Raw genomic sequence first — 21217 nt, 5'->3', positions numbered from 1 at the left:
ACTTCCGATGCAGGAGCGCAGTCTCCGCCGCCGCGAGGCGATCCTCGTCGCCGCGCAGGAGCTGCTCGTCACCGAGAACCCCGAGGATCTCGCGATGCGCGAGGTGGCGCGCCGCGCCGGGATTTCCATCGGCTCGCTCTATCAATATTTCCCGTCGAAGCCCGCGATCCTGCGCGCGCTGGTATTGCGCAATCTCGAAAAGGTCGGCGAACTGCTGCGCGCCGAGGTGGAGACGCTCCTCGCCGATCATGGCGGCCGGCCGACGATCGTACAGGCCGTCGACCGGATCATCGACGCGTATGTGAACCATTATCGCAGCCATCCCGAGACGATCGCGGTGTGGGCCGGGGCGCAGGCCGATCTGGAGCTGCGCCGACTCGACGTGATCGATACGCATGCCACCGCCGACTTCATGGTCGCGCCGATGATGATCCTGCTATCGTCGTCCGATCGCGATCGGATCCTGTCGGCGGCGCTGCTCATCACCGAACTCGCCGGTCATGCGGTGCGGCTGGCCCTCGCGGTCGATCCGCCGATGACCGAACGGATCGTCGCGCAATTCAAGACGATGGTCGTCGCGGTCCTCGAAGCCAATCGCGAGGCGGGTTAGCGCGGTGTCATGCTTCGCTTCACCTCCAGCCGCAGCCCCAGGAGAAAGGCGATTTCTGCCACCACGAACAACGGGCCGATGATCAGGCCGGACAGATCGTCGACGAACGCCGGTTTGCGGCCTTCGAAATAATGGCCGACGAACTGAGATGCCCAGCCTACCACGAAGGTGCCGATCCCGATCCCCATCCACGCCCCGGTGGACAGGCCGGCGACCGCCACACCTACCCAGCAGCTCAGCGCGAGCAATATGGTCATGACGAGCCCGAAGCGCAGGTCGAGCCTCAGATAGAAGACCGCGACCATCGCCGACAGCAGCATCGCCGGTGTCAGCGACATACCCCCGCCCACTGCGATCGCCGGCCGAGAGGCGAGGATCGCGATCGCCAGCACGATCAGCGGTATGCCGAGCATATGCGTTGCGATATTGCGTTCGTCGCGATGATAGTCGGCATAAACGGACAAATGCCTCACGAGGTCGGTCATCGTGTTTCTCCTCTGGTCGTCGCATGACGATAGTTGATGCGTGCGGTTGCGACTGTCGCATGGGCGACATCGGAAGCGCGCCGTGACCCGCGACGCCATGCTGGCCATCTTCGCCGAGGGGGCGTGGTTCAACCGACTGTCGCCTTCCTTCCGTGCGGCGTTGCTCGCGGACGGGCGGGAGATGCGGTTTGCGGCGGGGGCGCCGGTCTTCTGGCGCGGCGACGCTGCCGACGGGCTTTACGCGGTGCTCGACGGTGCGGTCGAGATCGGTGTGGTCGATGCGGCCGGTCACGCCGCGACCTTGATCCATGTGCAGCCGGGCATGTGGTTCGGCGAGATCGCGCTGATCGACGGCATGGCGCGCACCCATGACGCGATCGCGGTGCGCGAAACGATCTTGCTTTGCGTTCCCCGCGGACCGCTGTTTGCCGGTCTAGATCAGCGGCCCGATCATTGGCGCGAGCTGGCGTGGCTGACAACGGAGAAACTCCGTCTCAGTTTTCGAGCGGCCGAGGCCGCATCGCTGCTCAGCGCGCCGCAACAGGTGGCGACCCGGTTGTTTATGATGGTCGATGGCTATGGGGGCACGGGTGCGCGCCATACCACGCTAAGGCTGTCGCAGGAGCAGCTCGCGGCGATGCTTTCCCTTTCCCGTCAGACGGTCAACCGCATTCTAAAAAACCTCGAACAGAATGGCGTGATCGCCGTCAATCATGGGCGAATAGACATCGTAAATCTTCCGGCGTTACGACAAATCTGCGAATAAGTGATCGATCTCCCTTGGTACCGAGGTGAGAGGTATGCTGTTTGCAAGGCTTAATGCTTGCCGACCTGCAGATGTAATTCAGTCGAGCAACTTGACCTCGCCAGCCTCGCTTCGGTCGCGGCATTCGCCGGCCGCATTTCCGATCACCACCAAGCCGATGAAGGAAAACATCGATGTCTAGATCCGATCGGCGGGTCGGGATCGCCGGCGGAACTGATCGTTTGGCCGGCCGGCCAGACCGGTGAAAGCTCCCGTCTTTGCGGAAAAGCCTTTCCTATTGCTGTTGATACCTGTGCTGTGCACAGGCTGTACCACGGCCGACGGTGCGGCAGAGCGCGGCCGAACGATCGTGTCAATACGGGCTGCGGCGCAGGCTCTGCCCAGGGTGTGCGGCGATTCGGTACTCATCGCAGCGGTCGCCGGGGAGGTGCGTTTGCCGCGCGAAGCTTGCCTGCCCCGACAGGCGCGGCGCTATGCCTATCTGGGTGTCAGCTGCTTATCGGCGGGCGACTTGTGATGTCCATCGGGCCGTCGACCGCGACCGAGCCCCTCGAGGTCTACATCAAGGCTGCTGACGGGCATTTCGACCGCTGTTCGCTGGGCAGGGCGATGTTCGTCCCGCTGACCGGCCGCGACTTCACCCCCGATCGACCGGGTGTGGTCGGGAGTGTAACAACCTCGTGCTTTGGGGCGCCGGTCACGTGAGGCCGCGTTGGCGAAGCCCGCGAGCCAGGAGCAGGTGGGTTTCGAATATGGAAGGTGAGGCGGCATGCTAAAGCGGATGAACGAAATCGGAAGCCGGATCGCCGGACGGACAGCCGACCTGGCCGGTGCGCCGCTCGCGATCATGGGCGTCGCGTTGTTCTGCGCCGGCTGGTTTCTGCGCGCCGGCGAGGCGGGCGAGAACACGCTGACGCTGATCCTGTCGGTGGCGTCGATCACGCTGACGCAGATGGTGCTGAACGGGCAGCGGCGTAGCGAGCAGGCGTTGCACCTGAAGATGGACGAGCTGGTCTATGCGATGCAGGGCGCGCGCAATGCGGTCGCGGGCATAGAGACCAAATCGGCGGAGGAGTTGGAGGCACTGCGCCGCAACGGCGACGCGGCCGAAGAGGAACTGGAGGAGCGCGGCGGCATCGCGTGACGCGCCGTATTCGCCGGCGATTACAAAATCCCAATGCGATCAACTGCCACGGAACGGCAAACAAAGTGTCATGGAGTAAAACTAGCCCCACCTCATCTGACAAGGGTGGGGAAATCAAACATGACCGATGTGACGACGACGCGCACCCTGCGCATCGGCGCGAGCGCCTTGGCGCTTGCCTTTTCGCTGACGAGCGCGGGTTTCGCGAAGGACGCGCTTCGCGCTGGTCCGGCCGATCCGCAGACGCAGCCTGCCGGCATCGCCGAGGGCGCCGACATCGTCGTCACCGCAACCAAGGCGAACCGTATCGCGCCCGTCACCGCCTCGTTGCAGACGACGCAGCCGCAGTCCGTCATCTCGCGCAGTTTCATTGAGGATTCGCTGCCGGCGACGGCAGACTTCAACCAGATCGCCGCGATCTCGCCCAGCGTGTCGATCACCGGAAACGCGAATGGCGCCGGCCTATCGGAATCAAAGGCGCAGATCCGTGGCTTCCAGGATGGCGAATACAACATCACCTATGACGGTGTGCCGTTCGGCGACACAAACGACCCGACGCATCATTCCAATACCTTCTTCCCGTCGAACACGATCGAAACACTGATCGTCGATCGCGGACCAGGCAATGCCAGCCAGCTTGGCCAGGCGACGTTCGGCGGCAACATGAACCTGTTCAGCCGCGCGACACGCGAACGGCCCGGTCTGGAATTGAAGGGCAGCTACGGCACCTGGAATACCTATCTGCTGCGCGGGCTGGCGCAGTCGGGTGCGATCGACGCGCTCGGCGGGACCGAGATCGTGGTGAGCGGACAGCACGTGAAATCAGATGGTGCCCGAACCTATAGCCCGTTCACGTCGAACAACGTGTTCGGCAAAGCGATGATCCCGATCGGGCCGGCCGCCAAGCTGACGATATTGGCAACGTATAACGAAAACGATTTCAATCAGCCCGACAATGATGGCGCAACGCTGAGCCAGATCGCGCAATACGGCAAATATTTCAGCCTGAACAACGATCCGGCATCGCAGACCTATTACAGGTACAACCACACGCACAAGACGACGGATTTCGAGCTGATCAAGTTCGAGGCGGAGATCGCGCCGGGATCCACGTTCGAAAATCGAGCCTACACCTACAGCTACGACAATGAGACGCTGAGCGGTAACGACGTCACGCTGTTCGCGACCGCCACGGCGGCGCAGATCGCGGCGGCGAACGTCGTTACGGTGTCGCCGGCGGGCGGCACGACGAAAGCGGTGACCTCGTACGGCGTACCGGGTTATACCAAGACGAACAAATACCGGATGTTCGGCGATATCGCCAAGACGCGCCTCGACTTCGGGTTCGGCGCATTGACCGTCGGTGCGTGGATCGAATGGTCCAACACGTATCGCCAGCAGCGCGACGTCAATCTGCTTGATGGCACGCCGAACTACGTCGAGAAGGCGGTGACCAATCCGGTGGGGGGCGCAGCGACCCCGCAGAACGTCAAGTTCGACCAGAACAGCAACACCAACCATACCGAGGAATTCGCCGAGCTGGAGCTGCGGCCGTTGCCCGGCCTGACGATCACGCCCGGCTACAAGCATGTCGACTTAAACCGCCGAATCGACGCCGCCTACAACCAGACGACCCGCTACGCCCAGCGGCTGAGCAACACCTACACCGCCGACCTGCCGTTCGCGACGATCAACTATGCGGTGATCCCGAAGGTGTCGGTCTATGCGCAATACGCGCAAGGTTTTCTCGCGCCGCCGTTGAGCGTGCTCTACGTCGCCAACCCAAGGCTATCGACCGTCGCGCCGGAACGCTCGACCAACTATCAGGCGGGCGCGGTCTATCACGGCGCCAACCTCAGCCTCGACGCCGACGTTTATAAGATCGACTTCACGAACAAATTTACGTCTGTCGTATCGACCGTGCCGGGGGAGGGGACGGTGTTCTTCAACCAGGGCGCGGTCGAGTATAAGGGGGTCGAGGGCCAGATCACTTATGCGTTGCCTCACGGCGTCGCGGTGTTCGCGAACGGATCGCGCAACTACGCGAAGACGGACAATGACGGCGTCATAAGACAGCAGGTCGCCAAGGCGCCTGAATGGACTGCGGCCGGCGGTGTGCTGGTGAAGTCCGGACCGGTCCGCTTCTCGCTGATCGACAAATGGGTGGGCCGGCAGTTCTTCGTCAATCCGGCGGGGTTGGTCGCTGTCGGCAACGCCTATGACAATCCGACCTATCAAAGCCGCGGCTACAATGTCGCGATCCTATCCGCGCGCTACGATGTCGGCCCGGTGCGGATCGGCGCCGAGATCAACAACCTGTTCGATTCGCGCAGGGTCACCAACATCAGCACCGGCAAGACCGCGCCGTTCGACCAGTATTTCTATCAGACCGGTCGCGCGGTGACCGGCGACGTCACGGTGACGTTCTGATGTTCCTGCTCGCCCTCATGCTGGCGAACGCGCCGGCCAAGGTCGCTCCGCTGCCGCCAAGGCCCGCGCCGAACTGGGCGCGGCCGGAGTCCATTAGGGAGCCGGGAGGACGAGCATCGCGCGAAGGCCGGGACGATTGTCCTCGATAACGAGCCGCCCCCGATGCAAGGCGGCGATCGCGGCGACGAGATTGAGCCCCAGCCCATTGCCGGGACGGCTGCGGCTTTCCTCCAGCCGGACGAAGCGGCGGACGATCCGTATGCGATCCGTCGCAGGTACACCGGGACCATCGTCCTCGACGCTCAGCAGGACGGTGCCCTCCTGCCGCGTCACGGTAAGGGTGATGCCCGTCCCGAGGGGCGTGTGCACCTGCGCATTGTCGAGCAGGTTGATGAGCCCCTGCGCGAGCAGTTCCCGGTCGCCGCGCACCAGCGCTCCTCCGATCGTATTACAAGTGAGCGTACGACCGCCATCGGCCACCGCCGGGGCGTAGGTTTCGCACAGGTCGCTGGCGAGTTCGACAACGTCGAGCATCTCCATGCTGCGACCGATCCCGCCGCCCTCGACCTCGGATATGCGCAGGATTGCCGCGAACAGCGCCAGTATGTCGTCGCTCTGGCGCAATGCGGCTTTGAGCGTCGTGCGATCGGACGGGCCGTCCAGTGCCGCCTCCAGCGACCCGCGCAGCCGCGACAGCGGCGTGCGCAGGTCGTGCGCGAGGTCGCTCGACACCTGTTGCAGATTGTCGAGCAGTTGCGCGATCCGGTCTAGCATTGCGTTCACCGACGTGGCGACGATGTCGAATTCGTCGCCACGTCGGCCGATCGGGATGCGCTGTGACAGGTCGCCCGCGACGATAGCCAGCGCGGTGTCGCCGATCCGCGCGAGCTTCAACCGCAGGTATCGGCCAAGGATCAACGCGCCGACGGTGCCGAGCAGCAGGACGATGACGAAGGCCCCGGCGAACAGCAGGAGAATGACCGCATCCAGCCGTTCGAGCGATTCCGGATCGATCGCGACGACCAGCGTCGCGCCGCCGATCGGCCGGGCAAGCGCACGGCCGGCATCCTCGCCCTCGGCGGGATCGATGAAGCGGATGTCGGACCAGCCGGGCGGGGGGCGCACGGTGTCCAGCGCGCCGGCGACGCGCCGCCCCGCCGCATCGAGCAGCGCGTAATGATAGGCGTTGCTGGCGCCCGATCGGCGGGTGTCGATCGCGGCGCGAACGCCGTCGAGTCCGCCCGTGCGATAGGTCCGGGCAAGGTCCGTCATCTCCTCGGCGATGCCGGTGTCCAGCTGGTGACGGAACGCCGCGTCCGCGGCCAGATAGACAGACGCGCCCAGCACCGCGATCGCCAGCGCGAAGGCGGCGGAGTAGGTGAACGCGATGCGATAGGCCGCGCTGCGCCAGAGGTCCGTCATTGTGTTCTCATGCGATAACCGATGCCGCGCAGCGTCTCGATCGGGTCGTAGTCGAACCCCTCGTTGAGCTTCGCTCGCATGCGGCTGAGATGGCTCTCGACGATGTTCGTCTGCGGGTCGAAGTGAAAATTCCAGACGCTCTCCAGAAACATCGTCCGCGTCACCACTTGTCCGGCGTGGCGCATCAGCTGTTCGAGGATCGCGAATTCGCGCGGCTGGAGGCGGATGTCGCGCTCGCCGCGGCGCGCCTCCCGTCGTAGCAAGTCGAGCGTGACGTCACCGACAACAAACCGGGTCGGCCCCTCGGTCATCGCTGGTCGTCGGTAGAGCGCGTCAAGGCGCGCGGCGAGTTCGGCGAAGGCGAAAGGCTTGACGAGGTAATCGTCGGCACCCGCTTCCAGGCCGGTGACGCGGTCGGCGATGCTGCCCAGCGCCGTGAGCAGCAGGACAGGTGTTTTCACGCCAGCCGAGCGCAGCCCGCGCAGGATCTGGATGCCGTCGATTTCGGGCAGCATCCGGTCTAGGATCACCACGTCGAATGGATCCGTCGAGGCGCGACTCAGTGCCTCGGGACCATCGGCGACACGCACGATCGAATGGCCGCGCTCCAGCAGGCCATGCTCCACCAGCCGGGCGGTGGGATCGTCGTCTTCCGCGATCAGGATATGCATCGTCGTTCCCAGCGCCGCCTCGGCCATGGCCATCGCCGACATGATTGGCCTGTTTTGTCGCACGGCGCACGCCCCTTCGCACACGCGGGCGCGACGTTGGGGTTATACAATTTTGGGAGCGTGGCTCGCCGGGATAGGGGACGACGGCCGGGCAGCAGGGCGCGGCCCTGCGGAGCGGAACGATCATGAGGAACCCCGCGTGAGACGATCGATCGCTCTCCTGTTCGCGACGACGCTCGCCGGGTGCGCGCATTATTCGACGCTGCCGCTGGCGACGACGGCGCCGCTGGCCCCGACGGTTGCCGCGCTCGACGGACCAGCCCCGTCGATGCCGCTGACGGTCGAGCAGGTCGTGACGCTGGCGCTCGCCAACAACCCGGACCTGCGGGCGGCCCGGCTGAAGCGGGGCGTCGCGGCGGGGCAGGCGACGCAGGCGGCGGTGCTCGCCAATCCCTCGCTATCGGGCGCGTTCCTGCCCTTGCTCTCGGGAGCTGGCGCCGTACCTGCTTGGAATCTGGGGCTGGCCCAGGACATCAAAAGCCTCGTCACCTATCGCGCTCGTCGCCGCGCCGCGACGGCCAGTACGCGGCAGATCGCGGCCGATCTCGTCTGGCAGGAATGGCAAATCGCCGGGCAGGCACGCCAGATCGCAACCGACATCATCATCGGCACGCGCGGTCGACCGACCTATGTCGCAGCCTTTGACTTGCTGGCCGACCGGAACGGCAAGCTCGAGCGCGCGCTCGCCACCCGGACGGTAACGCTCGTCACTGTCGCCCCGGACCGCCTTGCGCTTCAGGCGGCGCGCACGTCGCTCAACACGTTCGACCAGACATTGCTGTCGCAACGCCACCAGCTGAACGCGCTGCTGGGCCTGACACCCGAGGCGGTCGTTCCGCTCGTTGCTGCCCCCGACCTGCCGTCGTTCGACCCCGCCGCCATCCGTGCGGCGCTTTCGACGCTGCCTGATCGCCGGCCCGACCTCCTCGCGCTTCGCCTCGGCTATACCGCCGCGGACGAACAGTTGCGCGTGGCGATCCTGTCACAGTTCCCCGACCTGATCCTTGGCGGCTCCGTTTCCAGCGACAGTTCCAGGGTCATCAACGGCGGGCCGAGCGTGCAGGTCGGCATTCCAGTCTTCGATCGCAACCAGGGCAACGTTGCGATCGCACGCGCCACACGGGCGCAGCTTCATGCCGATTACGCGGCGCGGCTCGCGACCGCGACCGGCACGGTCGGCGCGCTGCTGCGCGAGTACGAGCAACTCGCGGCGCAATTGGCGATCGCCCGCCGCGATCTGCCCGCCGCCCGGACCGCGGCGGCCCGGGCGCAGGCGGCGTTCGGCGCCTCCAACATCGACGAGCGGGGCTATGTCGACCTCGTCTCCGACCGCTTCGCCAAGGAAGAGGAGATCATGACCCTGGAACTCGCACTGTTCGATCGTCAGGTCGCCATCCAGACGCTGGTCGGCGACGGGTTGCCGACGATCGACGGTTCCGCCGAACAATCTGGAACTGATCGGTGAGGCCAACCCAGTCGAGGATATCGGCCGCCTTGCTCTTGCTGCCGGTCGCGGCGTGCAGCGGGACGTCCACCACGCCGGATGCGAGCGCAACGCCGACGCCCAGCGTCCTCGTCAGCACCGTCGCACCCCGGCAGGGGGCGTTGCCCGCGGTCATCGCCGCCTATGGCTCAGTGGCCCCGTCCGAGATCGGGACGCGCACCTTCAACGAGGCGCAACCGGGTCAGGTCACTCGCCTTTTCGTTGCGCCGGGGAGCACGGTGAAGGCCGGTCAGTCGCTGGCGACCTTTGTCACAGCGCCAACATCACGCAGCGCCTATGCGCAGGCGGTGAGCGCCTTGGCCGCCGCGCAGAAGGCCCGCGCCAGCACGGCGCAGCTGCTCACCCAGCAGCTCGCGACGATCGATCAGCTGGTGCAGGCCGACAAGGCACTTTCGGACGCGCGGACATCTCTCGCTGCGCTGCGGGCCGAGGGGGCCGGCGCTCCGGTCCACACTATCGTGGCGCCCTTTGCAGGCGTCGTCACCGCAGTTGCCGTCGGCCAGGGTGATCGCACCGCCGCAGGCGCCACGATCCTGACGGTCGCGCGATCGGGCGGGATCGTCGTTACGGTCGGGATCGACCCGTCGCAGCGTGGAGCAGTCGCCGTCGGGCAGGGGGCCTCGCTGAAGCGTCTGTCGGGAGGCGGCACGCTCGATGGCCGTGTCGTTCGGGTCGACGGCGCGCTGAATGCCGTGACCAAGATGGTCGACGTCGACCTGTCCTTCCCGGCGGGAGCGCTTCTGCCGGGCGAGCCGATGCAGGTCGACATCCGTATCGGCCAGATCGTCGGATGGGTCGTACCGCACGCGGCCGTGGTCACCGCCGGAGGTGGCCCGCGGATATTCCAGGTGCAGGCCGGCAAGGCCAAGGCGGTGCCGGTTACCGTCAGGCTGTCGTCGGACGCTGGCGATGTGGTCGATGGCCCGCTGTCGCTGCGCCTCCCGCTGATCGTTGCCGGCGCCTATCAGGTCGCGGACGGCGACGCCGTCCGGAGACGCTGATGCTCGAGCGCCTCCTACGCACCCAGTCGCGCGCGTTCGTCCTGATCGGCCTGGCACTCGCGCTCGCAGGGATCGTGGCGGCGCTGTCGCTGCCGATCGGCCTGTTCCCCCAGGTGTCGTTCCCGCGCGTCGTGGTCGACCTCGACTCCGGCAGCCGTCCGGCAGATCAGACTGCGCTGACCATCACCCGCCCGGTTGAAGAGGCAATTCGCGCCATCCCCGGGGTCAACAACGTCCGCTCCGAAACGGCACGCGGCACCGCACAGATCTCGATCGACTTCGGTTGGGGCCGCGACATGATCGCGAGCACGCTGCTGGTCGACACCGCGGTCGGCCGTATCCTGCCGTCGCTGCCTGCCGGCACGCAGTACGATGTCCGGCGGATGGACCCGACGGTTTTCCCGATCATCTCCTATGCGCTCGTTTCCGACACTGCCGATCCTGCGCAGCTCCAGGATTTTGCGCGGCTTCAGATCACACCGTTGCTGTCCTCCGTCACCGGCCTAGCCAAGGTCGGTGTGCAGGGTGGCGACACCGCCGAGGTCGAGGTGCTCGCCGATCCGCAACGGCTCGCAAGTTACGGACTCGCGATGGCTGATCTCGCGACCGCCATCCGCAACGGCAATGTGCTGGGCGCGGTGGGGCAGGTTCAGGATCGTGGCCGCCTCTCGCTCGTCATCGTCGATCGCAGCGTCGCCAGTGCCGCGCAAGTCGGCGACATCGTCGTCAAGGCGGCCCCGGCGGGGGTCGTTCGGGTGCGGGATGTCGCGACGGTGCAGGACGGTGCCGTTCCCGTCTGGCAGCGGATCGTCGAGGACGGAAAGCCGGCGGTGTTGTTCAACATCTACGAACAGCCCGACGGCAATGCGGTGCAGATCGCACGGGAAGTGCAGGCCAAGCTGGCGGGCGTGAGGCTGCCTGTCGGGGTCAGGCTGGTGAACTGGTACGACCAGAGCGAGTTGGTGACCCAGTCGGTCGCCAGCGTCCGCGATGCGGTTCTGATCGGCCTCGTGCTCGCCGCGCTGGTGCTCCTCCTGTTCCTGCGCAGCTGGCGCGTGACGCTGGTGGCCATCATCGTCGTGCCGGCGACGCTGGCGGCAACGGTGCTGGTGTTGAGCATCCTGGGCATGAGCTTCAACATCATGACGCTGGGGGGGATCGCCGCGGCGGTAGGGCTGCTGATCGACGACGTCATCGTCATGGTCGAGCACATCGCCCGTCGCGCCGGCGAGGTGAAGCCGGATGGGAAAGTTGCGGGCAATGCGGCAGTTATTCCGGCCGCGCGAGAGTTCATGGCACCGCTGACGGGATCGAGCCTCGCGACGCTGATCGTCTTCGTGCCGCTTTCATTTTTGACCGGGGTGACTGGTGCCTTTTCCAAGGCGCTGTCGGTGACCATGGCGGCCGCGCTCGCCATTTCGTGGGCGATGACCGCCTTCGTCGTGCCGGTCCTCGTGCGCTGGCTGGTGGACTTCGGCAAATGGCGAGACCCCGGCGTCGCCGGCGAGGGGCGGCTCGCCGCGATTCACGACAAGGGCCTCGACCGCCTGTCGGCCCGACCCTGGCTGCTGCTCGTCATCCTCGTGCCGCTGCTGGTGATCGGCTATATCGGCTATTCCAAAGTGCCGACGGGCTTCATGCCGAAGGTCGACGAAGGCGGCTTCGTCATGGACTATTATACCTCGCCCGGGACTTCGCTGGACGAGAGCGGGCGTCAGGTTGGCCAGATTGACCGTCTGCTCCAGAGAAATCCGGAGGTGCTGACCTTCTCGCGGCGACTCGGCACAGGTCTCGGCGGTGATCTGGGGCAGAGCTATCACGGCGACTATTTCGTCCGGCTGAAGCCGAAGCACAGCCGGACGACCGAGGAAGTGGCGGCTGACGTCGCCGACGAGATTGGGGTCAAGGTGCCCGGCGTCCAGGTCGAGGTCGCTCAGCTCATCGAGGATCTGATCGGCGATCTGACCGCCGTCCCGCAGCCGATCGAGATCAAGCTCTATGCATCCGACCCGACCGTGCTCGATGCGCAGGCGAAGAAGGTCGCCGCCTTGATCGAGAAGATCGACGGCGTGGTCGAAGTGAAGGACGGCGTCCAGCTGGCCGGCGACGCCCTCGACGTCCACGTCGATCCGGTCCGCGCCGGTTTGGAAGGCGTCGCCCCCGCCGACGTCGAGGCACAGCTGTCCACCGCCCTGAGCGGCACGGTCGCCACCACTCTCGCCCGTCCCGACAAGGCGATCGACGTGCGCGTCCGGCTCCCCCAGGCGATGACGCTCAGCCAGACCGGGCTCGCGCAGCTGCCTATCCGCGCCGCCGATGGCCATGTCGTTCCGCTGTCGCGCGTCGCCGCCATCGTGGCGGTGGTCGGACAGCCGCAGATCGCCCGCGAAAATCTGGAGCCGATGGTCGCCGTGACCGGGCGTATCCAGGGTCGTGGGATCGGGGCTGCCGTCGGTGACGTCACAAGAGCACTCGACCAACCCGGCGTGCTGGCACCCGGCGTTCGCTACGAGTTGGGCGGCCTCTACCAGCAGCAGCAGATCGCGTTCGCCGGTCTCATCAAGGTGTTCGGCGCAGCCCTCATTGCCGAACTGGTGCTGCTTCTCGTCCTCTACCGTCGGTTCTGGCTGCCGGTCATCATCATCGGCTGCTCGCTCCTGTCGACCACCGCGGTCTTCACCGCCCTGTGGCTCGCTGGCGTCGACCTCAACATCACCGCGCTGATGGGGATGACGATGATCATCGGCATCGGCACCGAAATGGCGATCTTCTACGTCTCCGAGTTCGAGGAGCTGTGCCGCGTCATGCCGCCCGCCGCGGCGACCCGCGAGGCGAGCCGCAATCGCCTCCGCCCGATCACGATGACCACGCTGGCGGCGATCCTGACATTGCTGCCGCTGGCGCTGGCGATCGGTCAGGGCTCCGGCATCCAGCAACCGCTGGCGATCGCGATCATCGCCGGTTTGCTGCTCCAATATCCGCTCGTGCTGCTCGCCATGCCTTCGCTCGTGCGCCTGACGCTGCCGTGCGACGCCGATGCGCTCACCATTATTCAGCGAAGGACCGTTCGATGACGAAGTTTCTGACGATCGCCGCCCCACTCGCTCTCGCCATGTTCGCTCCGGTGGGGGCTGCTGAACCTGGACCCGTCTACCGTGTCACGGCCTCGATCCCCGGCCCTGATGCAGGAGGCTGGGATTACGCGCGTGTCGATCCGGCGGCTCATCGCCTCTACGTCGCACGATCGGGATCCGTCACGGTCATCGACACGGACCGTGAGGCTGCGATCGGATCGATCGGATCGATCGCGCACGGCCACGCGGTGGTGCCGCTGGCCGGTCATCGCCTGCTGGTGACGAGCGGCGACGACGCGTCGGTCCGCTTTCTCACAGCCGACTACGGTCGCGAAATTGGTCGCATCGCAGTGGGCAAGAAGCCCGATGCGGCAATCCTGTCCGATGACGGCCGGACGGCGTTCGTCATGAACGCCCAGGCCGGAACCGTGTCGATCATCGATGTCACGACGCTGAAGACGGTGCGGACGGTGACGGTCAAGCCGGCGCTCGAATATGCCGCGTTGACGCCCGGTGGCATCCTGTTCGTGAACAACGAGGACGCCAACGAGATGGACGTCGTCGACGTCGCCAGCGGAACGACCGCCAGGCCGATTGCCCTGCCGGGCTGCGAAGCGCCTACCGGGCTCGCCTATGATGCGAAAACGGATCGCCTGATTGCCGCCTGCGCGAACGGGAAGGCGGCCATCGTCAGCGCCAAACGACGCAGCCTGACCGAGCTGGTCGGAATCGGGGCCGGCCCGGACGCGGTTATCCTCGACGCCAAACGCCGCCTTGCGTTCGTCCCCTGCGGCAAGGACGGCGTGCTCGACATCCTCTCGCTGGACGGTTTGCACGTTGGACAGGTCGGCAGCGTGAAGACGGCGATCGGTGCACGCACCGGCGCGCTCGATGCAGACGCCGGGGCGATCTACTTGCCCACCGCCTCGTTCGATCCCCCCGTCACGGCCGGCGGACGCCCGGTCGCCAAGCCGGGCACGTTCAGGGTGCTGGTCGTTCGGCCCGTGGGATGATGCCGCATCGAGAGAACCGAGACGCCGAGCCCTCAAGGCTTATCACCGTGGCAGCAGTGGCGGCGCTTGTTGGATGTGCCTTGCTCATGGCGTTAGCGATTCTTCTCCGTGGCAGTGTCACGGGGCTGGATCCAGTCATTCTACGTTGGGTCCGGGAGCGCACGGGGGACTACGGATCCGTCGTCACACTCGCCCGCAGGCTGACGATTTTAGGAAACAACCTCACCCTTTGGATCGTCACCATTGCGGCTTTGAGCTATCTCCTGGCTAAACACCGATGGCCACAAGCGGTTTACATCGCTGGTGCCACTGCCACCGGCGGTATGATGACCAGCGCGATCAAGTTCGTGGTTGATCGCCCTCGACCGACACTGGTCAATCACCTCGTCGAAGTCCAGTCCGCAAGCTTCCCCAGCGGACACGCCATGAATTCGGCGTACGTCTACGGTACTCTAGCGCTAGCTGTGGCGGCGACTCAGGTGACACGGCCTCGTAAACGGATTCCGGTCGTCGGGGCTTTGATCCTAGTGCTGGCAATTGGCGCGTCGCGCATCGTCCTTGGCGTGCATTGGCCGACCGACGTCGCCGCTGGCTGGGCTTTTGGGCTAGGTTGGACGGTCTTGGCCGCAAAGATTTTCGCTCGCGTCGACCCGGGTCGGTCCGGGCGTGGACAGTCGGCAAATTCCATAAGCGAGCACGTCGGATGAACTGGCTTTCTCGGCTTATAGCCGGTGTGAAACACGCAGTGCACCCGCGCGGGATCCAGCTTACGTTCCCCAGCCCAGCTTCGGTTGCCAGTGCAAGACCGGGCAAGTCTCCGTTCACCTCAGTATCGCAGGACGCTCTCGTCGCAATTGACGAGGGGCAAGACTCTGCTGACGACCCCTCGATATCGACGAGCGAAAGCGCGAACCGAACTGTTCCACTGTCGCGCAACGCTCCCATGGTCTTTTTAGTCGTGGGCCGGCTGAACGATCGAAAGGGCTATACGGCTGCCATCCGGGCGTTCGCTCTGGCTGGCAGGCTTGGCGACCGCCTGACCCTGAGGGGTTATGGCCGACACCGGTGGCGCCTTGAGCGCTGGGCGAAGGCGCTTGGGATTGATGCTGTCGTAACGTTCCACGAGCCGAACAGAGCTTTGGCGATCGACCTTCTGGGCGTCGATGTCGTTATTTCCGTCTCGCACGATCCTCGATCCTTGTCACCGTTGATCCTTTCCGCGCTGGCGCGAGACGTGACTATTATCGCCGCCAATGAGGATGAGAAAGCGAGAAATGTGTTTAAATTACAAGAATGTTACCTTAGTGAACATTCGTGATATCCCTCAATTAAGTTTGGCTATAGCCCGCATAAAATTATTAGCTTGCAAAAGCAAAATTAATTAAATGTGAAAAAATATCTAAGTATTTTACTTAATGGGCGTAGCTCGAAAAAGCAATTAGGAAACTCTACAAGACTTCCGATAGGTATAATGGTATATATAACCGTTGGAATTGTCATGATTGCGATGTCTGCGCTCGGTTTGCTATTCATCCCCTCCCAAAGGACTCATAGATCGCCGTCTCGTCGATGGCGTCATTTCGCGTGCGCCGCGCTTGTGATGATCCTGCTGCATCCCCAACCTGCTATCGGGGTTAGTCGGCAAGATGTGGATTGCTGCGCAAACGCTAGTGGCCAGCGCAGCTACTTGGTGCGCAGCCGATCCGGTAATCCTTCACATTGGGGCATCGTATAGTTTCGCCAAGCTCGCTCCAATGAGGACGGGATAGGCGGTCCGGCTGATCCGACCGTCCGTGCCGCCCGCATTGCTGTTGTCCGCGCTTCTGCTGCAAGGCTGCAGCACCGAACCTGCCTCTTCACCTGAACCGCCTGCCAAGGCTGAGACGGTTGCGCATGAGGGCGATCTGCTGCGGCTGACACTGCCCCTGAAGCGGTGCAGCGGCTTGGTATCCGCATCGTAGGGGTCGGTGATGGTATGACTTCGCAGGTCCGTGGCACGAGCGGCGAGATCGTCGTGCCGCCGGTCGGTGCTGCGGGGGTGCCGACCGGATCGACCAACAGCCTCGCCCAGATCGGCACGGCGCAGGCGGCAGCGGACGGCTGGGTCGCACGAACGCGAGCGCTGGTGCGGCTGGCGACGATCGCAATGAATCGGGCATCGGCTATGGTTCACGTTGAAGTCGGCAGCGTCCGTGCGCGTGACGAGACAGCAACAGCGCTTGCCACACAAGGGCCGCGGCCGACGCAGCGATCACGCGGCGCCGCCTGCTTGCTCCGCCTGTCGCAGCGATGGCGAACCCTGCAAGCGTCTGGGTGCGTGTCGCGGTCTTCGGCAGCGACGTCGGCGACATCGCGGCGCATCGGCCATTGAGCGGATCAGTCGACATGAACGAACGACCGAAGTTGGGAAGCGAGCAGGGCGGCCTGAACGTCCGAGTGTGTGAAGGAAATCGGGCACCGGCAGGTGTACGATTTCCTCCATAGCAGGAAGCCGCGGGCTACGGGCGGTGGTCTATGGGGAAAGCGGTTTTCGTGTGGTTGGCCGACGGGCGCGGCGGGTGGCGAGATGCGCTCCGACGTGCCGGAAGGGGGCAATCGAGCGCGGCGTCAGAGATGGATGTCGGCGTGAACTGCGGATCATGGCAAGTGCCAGTGCGACTGGCGACACCGTCGGCGCGAACGGCATTCTTGCCGGAAGCGCAGGTGCTGCGCGGCGGGATATATTCGGGCCATGCCGGGTCATGGCGGGGTGGTCCCGGTCGGGTTGATACCCGGCGGTGGGGCGCGTGGCTGTCGCCAGCGTTCGAAGGTTTCGATGACGAGCATGCGCCCGCCACAGCACGGGCATGGCGGACGGGTGTCTTCCGGCTCCACGGCCGGTGCCTCGACGGCGGCTGGCGCAACGCCGAGCAGTTCGCGGGCACATTCGAGATGCGCCTTGCGGGTGGCGCCGGCGAGCAGGCCGTAGTGGCGGATGCGGTGGAAGCCCTTGGGCAGCACGTGGAGCAGGAACCGGCGGATGAACTCATCGGCGGCAAGGGTCATGACCTGCTGGCGGTCGGCACCGTCAGCCCGGTAGTTCTTGTAACGGAAGGTGACGCCGGTCTGGTCGAAGCGGATGAGCCGGCTGTTCGAGATGGCCACGCGGTGCGTGTAGCGCGACAGATAGGCAAGCACCGTCTCCGGTCCGGCGAACGGCGGTTTGGCATAGACCACCCAGCGCTTCTTCCGGACCGGGGCCAGATGCCGCAGGAACGCGCGCCGGTCGGCAAGGTGCGCGAGGCTGCCGTAGAACGCAAGCCGTCCCATATCGTGGAGTGCAGTCAGCCGAGTGAGGAACAGGCGTCGGAACAGCTTTCCCAGCACGCGCACCGGCAGCAGGAACGCCGGGCGTGACAAGATCCAGCGGCTGCCGTCCGGCGATAGTCCGCCGCCCGGGACAATCATGTGGATGTGCGGGTGGTGGGTCATCGCCGAGCCCCATGTATGAAGCACCGCGGTGATGCCGATACGGGCGCCAAGGTGCTTCGGGTCCGCAGCGATGGTCGTCATCGTTTCTGACGCCGCCTGGAACAGCAGTCCATACACCGCCGCCTTGTTCTGGAGCGCGATGTCGGCGACCTCGGCCGGGAGCGTGAAGACGACGTGAAAATAGCCGACCGGCAGTAGGTCGGCCTCGCGTTCGGCAAGCCACGTGCGCGCGGCCGCGCCCTGGCACCGCGGGCAGTGCCGGTTGCGGCAGGAGTTATACGCGACCCGCCAGTGCCCGCAGTCGGTGCAGGCCTCGACATGCCCACCCATGACGGCGGTCCGGCAAGTCTCTATCGCTGACATGACCTTGAGCTGGTCGAGGCTCAGATGCCCGGCACGGGCGGCCCGATACGCAGGACCGGCGGTGCGGAAGATGTCGGCGACCTCGAGCGAGGCGCGCACTTGGGCGTCACCCGGCCGGCGTCCTGCCCTCCATCAGCGCCATCAACCGGTCGAGCGGGCCGGTGACCGCCCGGATCGTCCGGGTGGCGACCTTGGTGTACAGCGCGGTGGTCTCCAGCTTGCTATGCCCGAGCAGCACCTGGATGACGCGGATATCGACATCCTGCTCGAGCAGGTGGGTAGCGAAACTGTGCCGCAGCGTGTGCGGCCTGACGCGCTTGCGGATGCCTGCCGCCTCGGCCGCCTCGCAGACGGCGCGGTGCAACTGCCTGGTCGAGATCGGGTCGGTGTAGCTGCGGCCGGGGAACAGCCAGCCGTGCGGCAGCAGGACGCTGCGCCGCTTGCCCTCGCGCCACCACAGCCTGAGCAACTCGAGCAGCTGCGGCGACAGCATGGCGTTGCGGTCCTTGCGTCCTTTGCCCTCCTCGATGCGGATGAGCATGCGCTTGCTGTCGATGTCGTCGGCCTTGAGGTGCGCGACCTCGGACACGCGCAGGCCGGCACCATATGCCACGCCGAGCGCGGCCCGGTACTTGATGCCCGGTGCCGCCTCGAGCAACCGTCCGACCTCATCGACACTCAGCACGTCGGGCAGCTTCCGGGGACGAGGGGCCAGCACCAGCTTGCGCGACAGGTCGGGCCGGTCGAGCGTCACCCCGAACAGGAAGCGCAGCGCCGATACTATCGCGTTGATCGTGGACTCGCTGACGCCGTGTTCGCGCTGGTACAACTGAAAGCGCCGCACGTCCTCGGCGGTCGCTGTATCCGGCGAACGCTTGAGAAAGGCCGCGAAGGCGCGAACATGGCGGACATAGTCGTGCTGGGTCCGCGACCGCATCGCGCGCATCGCCATGTCGTCGAGCATCCGCTGGCGCAGCGGGGTGACGGCCGATCCGATGGGTAGGGTAGCCATGGGGAGTTCCTCTCGTTGAAGGAACCCCATCGTCTGCCCCCGCTGCCGCAGGGCCAAACCTCAGCGCAAGCGCGCTACCTCACCACCCGCACCAATGCCGCGCAGCGGCTTCGTGCTCTGGGTCTCCGCAGCCGCTGAGCGGTCGACCGCCGCATGACCAATCTTGCCCGCTCACCGGTGCCAGGGGCTTTCCCGAAACTCATTGCTTTGGGAGGCTCCCGGCTTCCCGGTTCTCCGTCTCCAACTGTCCGCCTCGGGAAAGCGCATTCAGGAACAGATTTCGGGTAACTGCAACTCGCAGGCGTCCGTCAGCGCGATAGGCGCAGCCGGATTCTCTTCACAAGTTCCTGCGTGGGAAGGCACTCGCGGCAGCGGCGTGCCTAACGAAGTCGGCTGGGCCAACCTACACGCACGAGCGTTTCGTCAGGGCCGTTCAGCGCGAACTCGTACATTCCCCAAGGCTTATCGCTGACCCCGCCCGGCTCAATGATCTCGCCTGCAAAGGCGGCGGCTAAGGCGTCTACGTCCTCGCGGTAGAGGTATAGTCCGAATGGGTTGCGGCCCGGCGTCAGCCAGCCGGCAACGGCAGGATTGAGGTGAATATCTCCTCCATGCCCGTCACTCAGCATCCGGTACTCGTCGGGACTTCCGCTGTCGCGCGTAAAGCCCAGACGCTCGAAAAAGCCCTGAGCCGCGTCGAGATCGTTGCACGGGAGGATCGCTGTCATACGCTGCTGCATTGGTCTGTCTCCACTGTGCTGCCGTCGCGGATCATCGGGTTGACTGCTTCCCGATAATACGCAATGCGTATGAAATGACAAGCGTAGACGATCGCGAGAGCGATGAGGCCAGGATCGTGCGAGCGGTACTTCGAATGGCGCGCCGGTTGCGCCGGCCCGCGTCGGACGGGGAAGTTACCGGCAGCGGCTTGGCGCTGCTCGCGTCGCTGCACCGGCAAGGCCCGATGAGTGCGGTGACGCTCGCGCGAGGTGAAGGCTTGCAGCCTCAATCCCTGAGCCGCTTGCTGGTCCGGTTGGAGGATGCCGCGCTGATCGAGCGCCCGACCGATCCTGCCGATCGCCGTCGTCAGCTAATTGCGCTGACCGATGGCGGTGCCACGGCTTTGCACCGGGCGATAGCTCGACGCCGGCAATGGCTGGCAGATGCCATGTCCAGCCAACTGAATGACGCCGACCGTCGGACGCTGCTCGCCGCGTCCGACGTGATGCTCCGGCTTGCCGGCGAGACGCAGGAGGACGACCATGAGTGAAGAGCCAAATCTGATCGCGGCCGAGCCCCAGCTTTTCGTGCCGGATTTGATCGCCGCCACTGCCTTTTACACCGATCGCCTCGGCTTCACGCTCATGTTCATGTACGGCGATCCGCCTTTCTACGTACAGGTCGGGCGTGGTGGGGCCTGCCTCAACCTGCGGCATACAAACGGCAACGTGTTTGCAGACGGCTTCCGCGATCGGGAAGCCGATGCGCTTTCGGCTACCGTAACCGTCCAGGGCATAGAGGCGCTAGCGCAGTCTTTCGATGTCGCCGGTGTCGAATGGCACCAACGCCTCAAGCGCGAGGCATGGGGCGCACGGACGTTCATCCTCCGCGATCCCGGCGGCAATCTCATAGCCTTTGCAGGGCGGGAAGAATGACCCTGCGGCGTCGGATCGTCATTGTCTCGGGCGCTCCGGGTGCCGGCAAGACGACGTTGGCGGTCCCGCTCGCGCAGCAGCTCGGCTTCGCGCTATTTTCCAAAGATCTTGTAAAGGAGACGCTTACCGACGCGCTGGGAGCTGGTGCAGGCGACCTTGCGACATCACGCCGGATCGGGGGTGCCGCTATGGAATTACTGTGGATGCTGGCGCGTCATACGACACAGGCGGTGCTCGAAGCCAATTTCCGTCCGCGAAGCGACTATGAGCGCGCCCAACTTAGCGCGTTGGAGGCGACTATCGCTGAGGTTTATTGCGATTGTGGCCCGATCGAGGCCGCCAGGCGCTTCCGGGATCGGGCTGCCATCGCCGGCCATCATGCCGCTCACCCGCTCAAGGAGATGCCGCCCGAGATGCTGGCGAAGTATAATAGGCCAGTCGGGATTGGAAATGTTATCCGGGTAGATACCCGCGTTACCGTCGATCTGGAGCTGGTCGCAGAGCTGGTTCTACGCGTATTTCGGTAAACCCGCCCA

19 protein-coding genes are annotated in these 21217 nt (G+C 65.1%); 13 read left to right on the top strand and 6 right to left on the bottom strand.

All coding sequences use genetic code 11. The annotated features are described in order from the left end of the window. The first annotated feature begins 7 nt into the window (after positions 1-7). Positions 8-610 carry a TetR/AcrR family transcriptional regulator gene (locus SFC76_RS12165; RefSeq protein WP_322849729.1) on the top strand — a complete coding sequence of 201 codons (603 nt, stop codon included), beginning with the start codon at positions 8-10 and terminating at the stop codon, positions 608-610. On the opposite strand, the gene SFC76_RS12160 is transcribed toward SFC76_RS12165, so the two are convergent. Further along, a complete protein-coding gene (locus SFC76_RS12160; protein ID WP_322849728.1) occupies positions 607-1095 on the bottom strand; it encodes a DUF962 domain-containing protein in 489 nt (162 codons plus the stop codon). The two genes, SFC76_RS12165 and SFC76_RS12160, sit on opposite strands and share 4 nt — an antisense overlap. A gap of 82 nt (positions 1096-1177) precedes the next feature. Between SFC76_RS12160 and SFC76_RS12155 the strand changes: the two genes are divergently transcribed. From SFC76_RS12155 to SFC76_RS12145, 3 genes are all read left to right on the top strand, one after another. Further along, on the top strand, positions 1178-1861 hold the full coding sequence (locus tag SFC76_RS12155) for a Crp/Fnr family transcriptional regulator (RefSeq protein WP_322849727.1): 684 nt from the start codon (positions 1178-1180) through the stop codon (positions 1859-1861). Between the two features lie 781 nt (positions 1862-2642). After that, positions 2643-3005 (top strand): low affinity iron permease family protein, encoded by a 363-nt coding sequence (locus tag SFC76_RS12150; protein ID WP_322849726.1) that lies wholly within the window; start codon positions 2643-2645, stop codon positions 3003-3005. A gap of 120 nt (positions 3006-3125) precedes the next feature. Beyond that, positions 3126-5435 (top strand): TonB-dependent receptor, encoded by a 2310-nt coding sequence (locus SFC76_RS12145; RefSeq protein ID WP_322849725.1) that lies wholly within the window; start codon positions 3126-3128, stop codon positions 5433-5435. A gap of 93 nt (positions 5436-5528) precedes the next feature. On the opposite strand, the gene SFC76_RS12140 is transcribed toward SFC76_RS12145, so the two are convergent. Both SFC76_RS12140 and SFC76_RS12135 read right to left on the bottom strand, forming a co-directional pair. Next, on the bottom strand, positions 5529-6857 hold the full coding sequence (locus SFC76_RS12140) for a HAMP domain-containing sensor histidine kinase (protein ID WP_322849724.1): 1329 nt from the start codon (positions 6855-6857) through the stop codon (positions 5529-5531). Further along, positions 6854-7528 (bottom strand): response regulator transcription factor, encoded by a 675-nt coding sequence (locus tag SFC76_RS12135; RefSeq protein WP_322849787.1) that lies wholly within the window; start codon positions 7526-7528, stop codon positions 6854-6856. The genes SFC76_RS12140 and SFC76_RS12135 overlap by 4 nt, the downstream gene beginning before the upstream one ends. 25 nt (positions 7529-7553) lie before the next feature. Between SFC76_RS12135 and SFC76_RS12130 the strand changes: the two genes are divergently transcribed. From SFC76_RS12130 to SFC76_RS12105, 6 genes are read left to right on the top strand one after another with little or no spacing between them, the layout of a single operon-like run. Then, positions 7554-9053, top strand: a complete 1500-nt coding sequence (locus SFC76_RS12130) for a TolC family protein (protein ID WP_322849723.1) — start codon at positions 7554-7556, stop codon at positions 9051-9053. A 29-nt stretch (positions 9054-9082) separates the two neighbouring features. Further along, complete coding sequence (locus SFC76_RS12125; protein WP_322849722.1) at positions 9083-10093, top strand: efflux RND transporter periplasmic adaptor subunit; 1011 nt, start codon at positions 9083-9085, stop codon at positions 10091-10093. Beyond that, positions 10093-13167 (top strand): efflux RND transporter permease subunit, encoded by a 3075-nt coding sequence (locus tag SFC76_RS12120; RefSeq protein WP_322849786.1) that lies wholly within the window; start codon positions 10093-10095, stop codon positions 13165-13167. Before SFC76_RS12125 ends, SFC76_RS12120 begins: the two co-directional genes overlap by 1 nt. Then, a complete protein-coding gene (locus SFC76_RS12115; protein WP_322849721.1) occupies positions 13164-14180 on the top strand; it encodes a YncE family protein in 1017 nt (338 codons plus the stop codon). Before SFC76_RS12120 ends, SFC76_RS12115 begins: the two co-directional genes overlap by 4 nt. Before the next feature lie 47 nt (positions 14181-14227). Continuing rightward, positions 14228-14887 carry a phosphatase PAP2 family protein gene (locus tag SFC76_RS12110; RefSeq protein WP_322849720.1) on the top strand — a complete coding sequence of 220 codons (660 nt, stop codon included), beginning with the start codon at positions 14228-14230 and terminating at the stop codon, positions 14885-14887. Then, positions 14884-15498 (top strand): glycosyltransferase, encoded by a 615-nt coding sequence (locus SFC76_RS12105; RefSeq protein ID WP_322849719.1) that lies wholly within the window; start codon positions 14884-14886, stop codon positions 15496-15498. Before SFC76_RS12110 ends, SFC76_RS12105 begins: the two co-directional genes overlap by 4 nt. A 1421-nt stretch (positions 15499-16919) precedes the next feature. On the opposite strand, the gene SFC76_RS12100 is transcribed toward SFC76_RS12105, so the two are convergent. The 3 genes from SFC76_RS12100 to SFC76_RS12090 form a co-directional block, all read right to left on the bottom strand. Further along, positions 16920-18113, bottom strand: coding sequence for an IS91 family transposase (locus SFC76_RS12100; protein ID WP_322849718.1), 1194 nt, complete (start codon positions 18111-18113; stop codon positions 16920-16922). 7 nt (positions 18114-18120) lie between these two features. After that, a complete protein-coding gene (locus SFC76_RS12095; protein ID WP_322849717.1) occupies positions 18121-19026 on the bottom strand; it encodes a site-specific integrase in 906 nt (301 codons plus the stop codon). 380 nt (positions 19027-19406) lie between these two features. Next, positions 19407-19766, bottom strand: a complete 360-nt coding sequence (locus SFC76_RS12090) for a glyoxalase (protein WP_322849716.1) — start codon at positions 19764-19766, stop codon at positions 19407-19409. A gap of 188 nt (positions 19767-19954) precedes the next feature. Between SFC76_RS12090 and SFC76_RS12085 the strand changes: the two genes are divergently transcribed. The 3 genes from SFC76_RS12085 to SFC76_RS12075 are packed head-to-tail and all read left to right on the top strand — an operon-like array spanning position 19955 to position 21208. Beyond that, the gene (locus tag SFC76_RS12085) at positions 19955-20296 is read left to right on the top strand and encodes a MarR family winged helix-turn-helix transcriptional regulator (RefSeq protein WP_245640873.1); all 342 of its coding nucleotides are present in this window, start codon (positions 19955-19957) and stop codon (positions 20294-20296) included. Further along, positions 20289-20681, top strand: coding sequence for a VOC family protein (locus SFC76_RS12080; protein WP_322849715.1), 393 nt, complete (start codon positions 20289-20291; stop codon positions 20679-20681). The genes SFC76_RS12085 and SFC76_RS12080 overlap by 8 nt, the downstream gene beginning before the upstream one ends. Beyond that, positions 20678-21208, top strand: coding sequence for an AAA family ATPase (locus SFC76_RS12075; RefSeq protein ID WP_322849714.1), 531 nt, complete (start codon positions 20678-20680; stop codon positions 21206-21208). Before SFC76_RS12080 ends, SFC76_RS12075 begins: the two co-directional genes overlap by 4 nt. Positions 21209-21217: the final 9 nt, after the last annotated feature.

It is taken from the genome of Sphingomonas sp. CD22, from assembly GCF_034556155.1.
Taxonomy (GTDB): Bacteria; Pseudomonadota; Alphaproteobacteria; order Sphingomonadales; family Sphingomonadaceae; genus Sphingomonas.
The sequence above is the reverse complement of the archived record's forward strand: the minus strand, read 5'-3'. Positions and strand labels throughout refer to the sequence as shown.

Excerpts from the sequence above, each read along its gene's own strand:
- SFC76_RS12105 (WP_322849719.1), top strand. The coding sequence starts at position 14,884 with ATGAACTGGCTTTCTCGGCTTATAGCCGGTGTGAAACACGCAGTGCAC.
- SFC76_RS12120 (WP_322849786.1), top strand. The coding sequence starts at position 10,093 with ATGCTCGAGCGCCTCCTACGCACCCAGTCGCGCGCGTTCGTCCTGATC.
- SFC76_RS12080 (WP_322849715.1), top strand. The coding sequence starts at position 20,289 with ATGAGTGAAGAGCCAAATCTGATCGCGGCCGAGCCCCAGCTTTTCGTG.
- SFC76_RS12165 (WP_322849729.1), top strand. The coding sequence starts at position 8 with ATGCAGGAGCGCAGTCTCCGCCGCCGCGAGGCGATCCTCGTCGCCGCG.
- SFC76_RS12090 (WP_322849716.1), bottom strand. The coding sequence starts at position 19,766 with ATGCAGCAGCGTATGACAGCGATCCTCCCGTGCAACGATCTCGACGCG.
- SFC76_RS12095 (WP_322849717.1), bottom strand. The coding sequence starts at position 19,026 with ATGGCTACCCTACCCATCGGATCGGCCGTCACCCCGCTGCGCCAGCGG.
- SFC76_RS12115 (WP_322849721.1), top strand. The coding sequence starts at position 13,164 with ATGACGAAGTTTCTGACGATCGCCGCCCCACTCGCTCTCGCCATGTTC.
- SFC76_RS12135 (WP_322849787.1), bottom strand. The coding sequence starts at position 7,528 with ATGCATATCCTGATCGCGGAAGACGACGATCCCACCGCCCGGCTGGTG.
- SFC76_RS12130 (WP_322849723.1), top strand. The coding sequence starts at position 7,554 with ATGGCCATCGCCGACATGATTGGCCTGTTTTGTCGCACGGCGCACGCC.
- SFC76_RS12075 (WP_322849714.1), top strand. The coding sequence starts at position 20,678 with ATGACCCTGCGGCGTCGGATCGTCATTGTCTCGGGCGCTCCGGGTGCC.
- SFC76_RS12160 (WP_322849728.1), bottom strand. The coding sequence starts at position 1,095 with ATGACCGACCTCGTGAGGCATTTGTCCGTTTATGCCGACTATCATCGC.
- SFC76_RS12150 (WP_322849726.1), top strand. The coding sequence starts at position 2,643 with ATGAACGAAATCGGAAGCCGGATCGCCGGACGGACAGCCGACCTGGCC.
- SFC76_RS12145 (WP_322849725.1), top strand. The coding sequence starts at position 3,126 with ATGACCGATGTGACGACGACGCGCACCCTGCGCATCGGCGCGAGCGCC.
- SFC76_RS12140 (WP_322849724.1), bottom strand. The coding sequence starts at position 6,857 with ATGACGGACCTCTGGCGCAGCGCGGCCTATCGCATCGCGTTCACCTAC.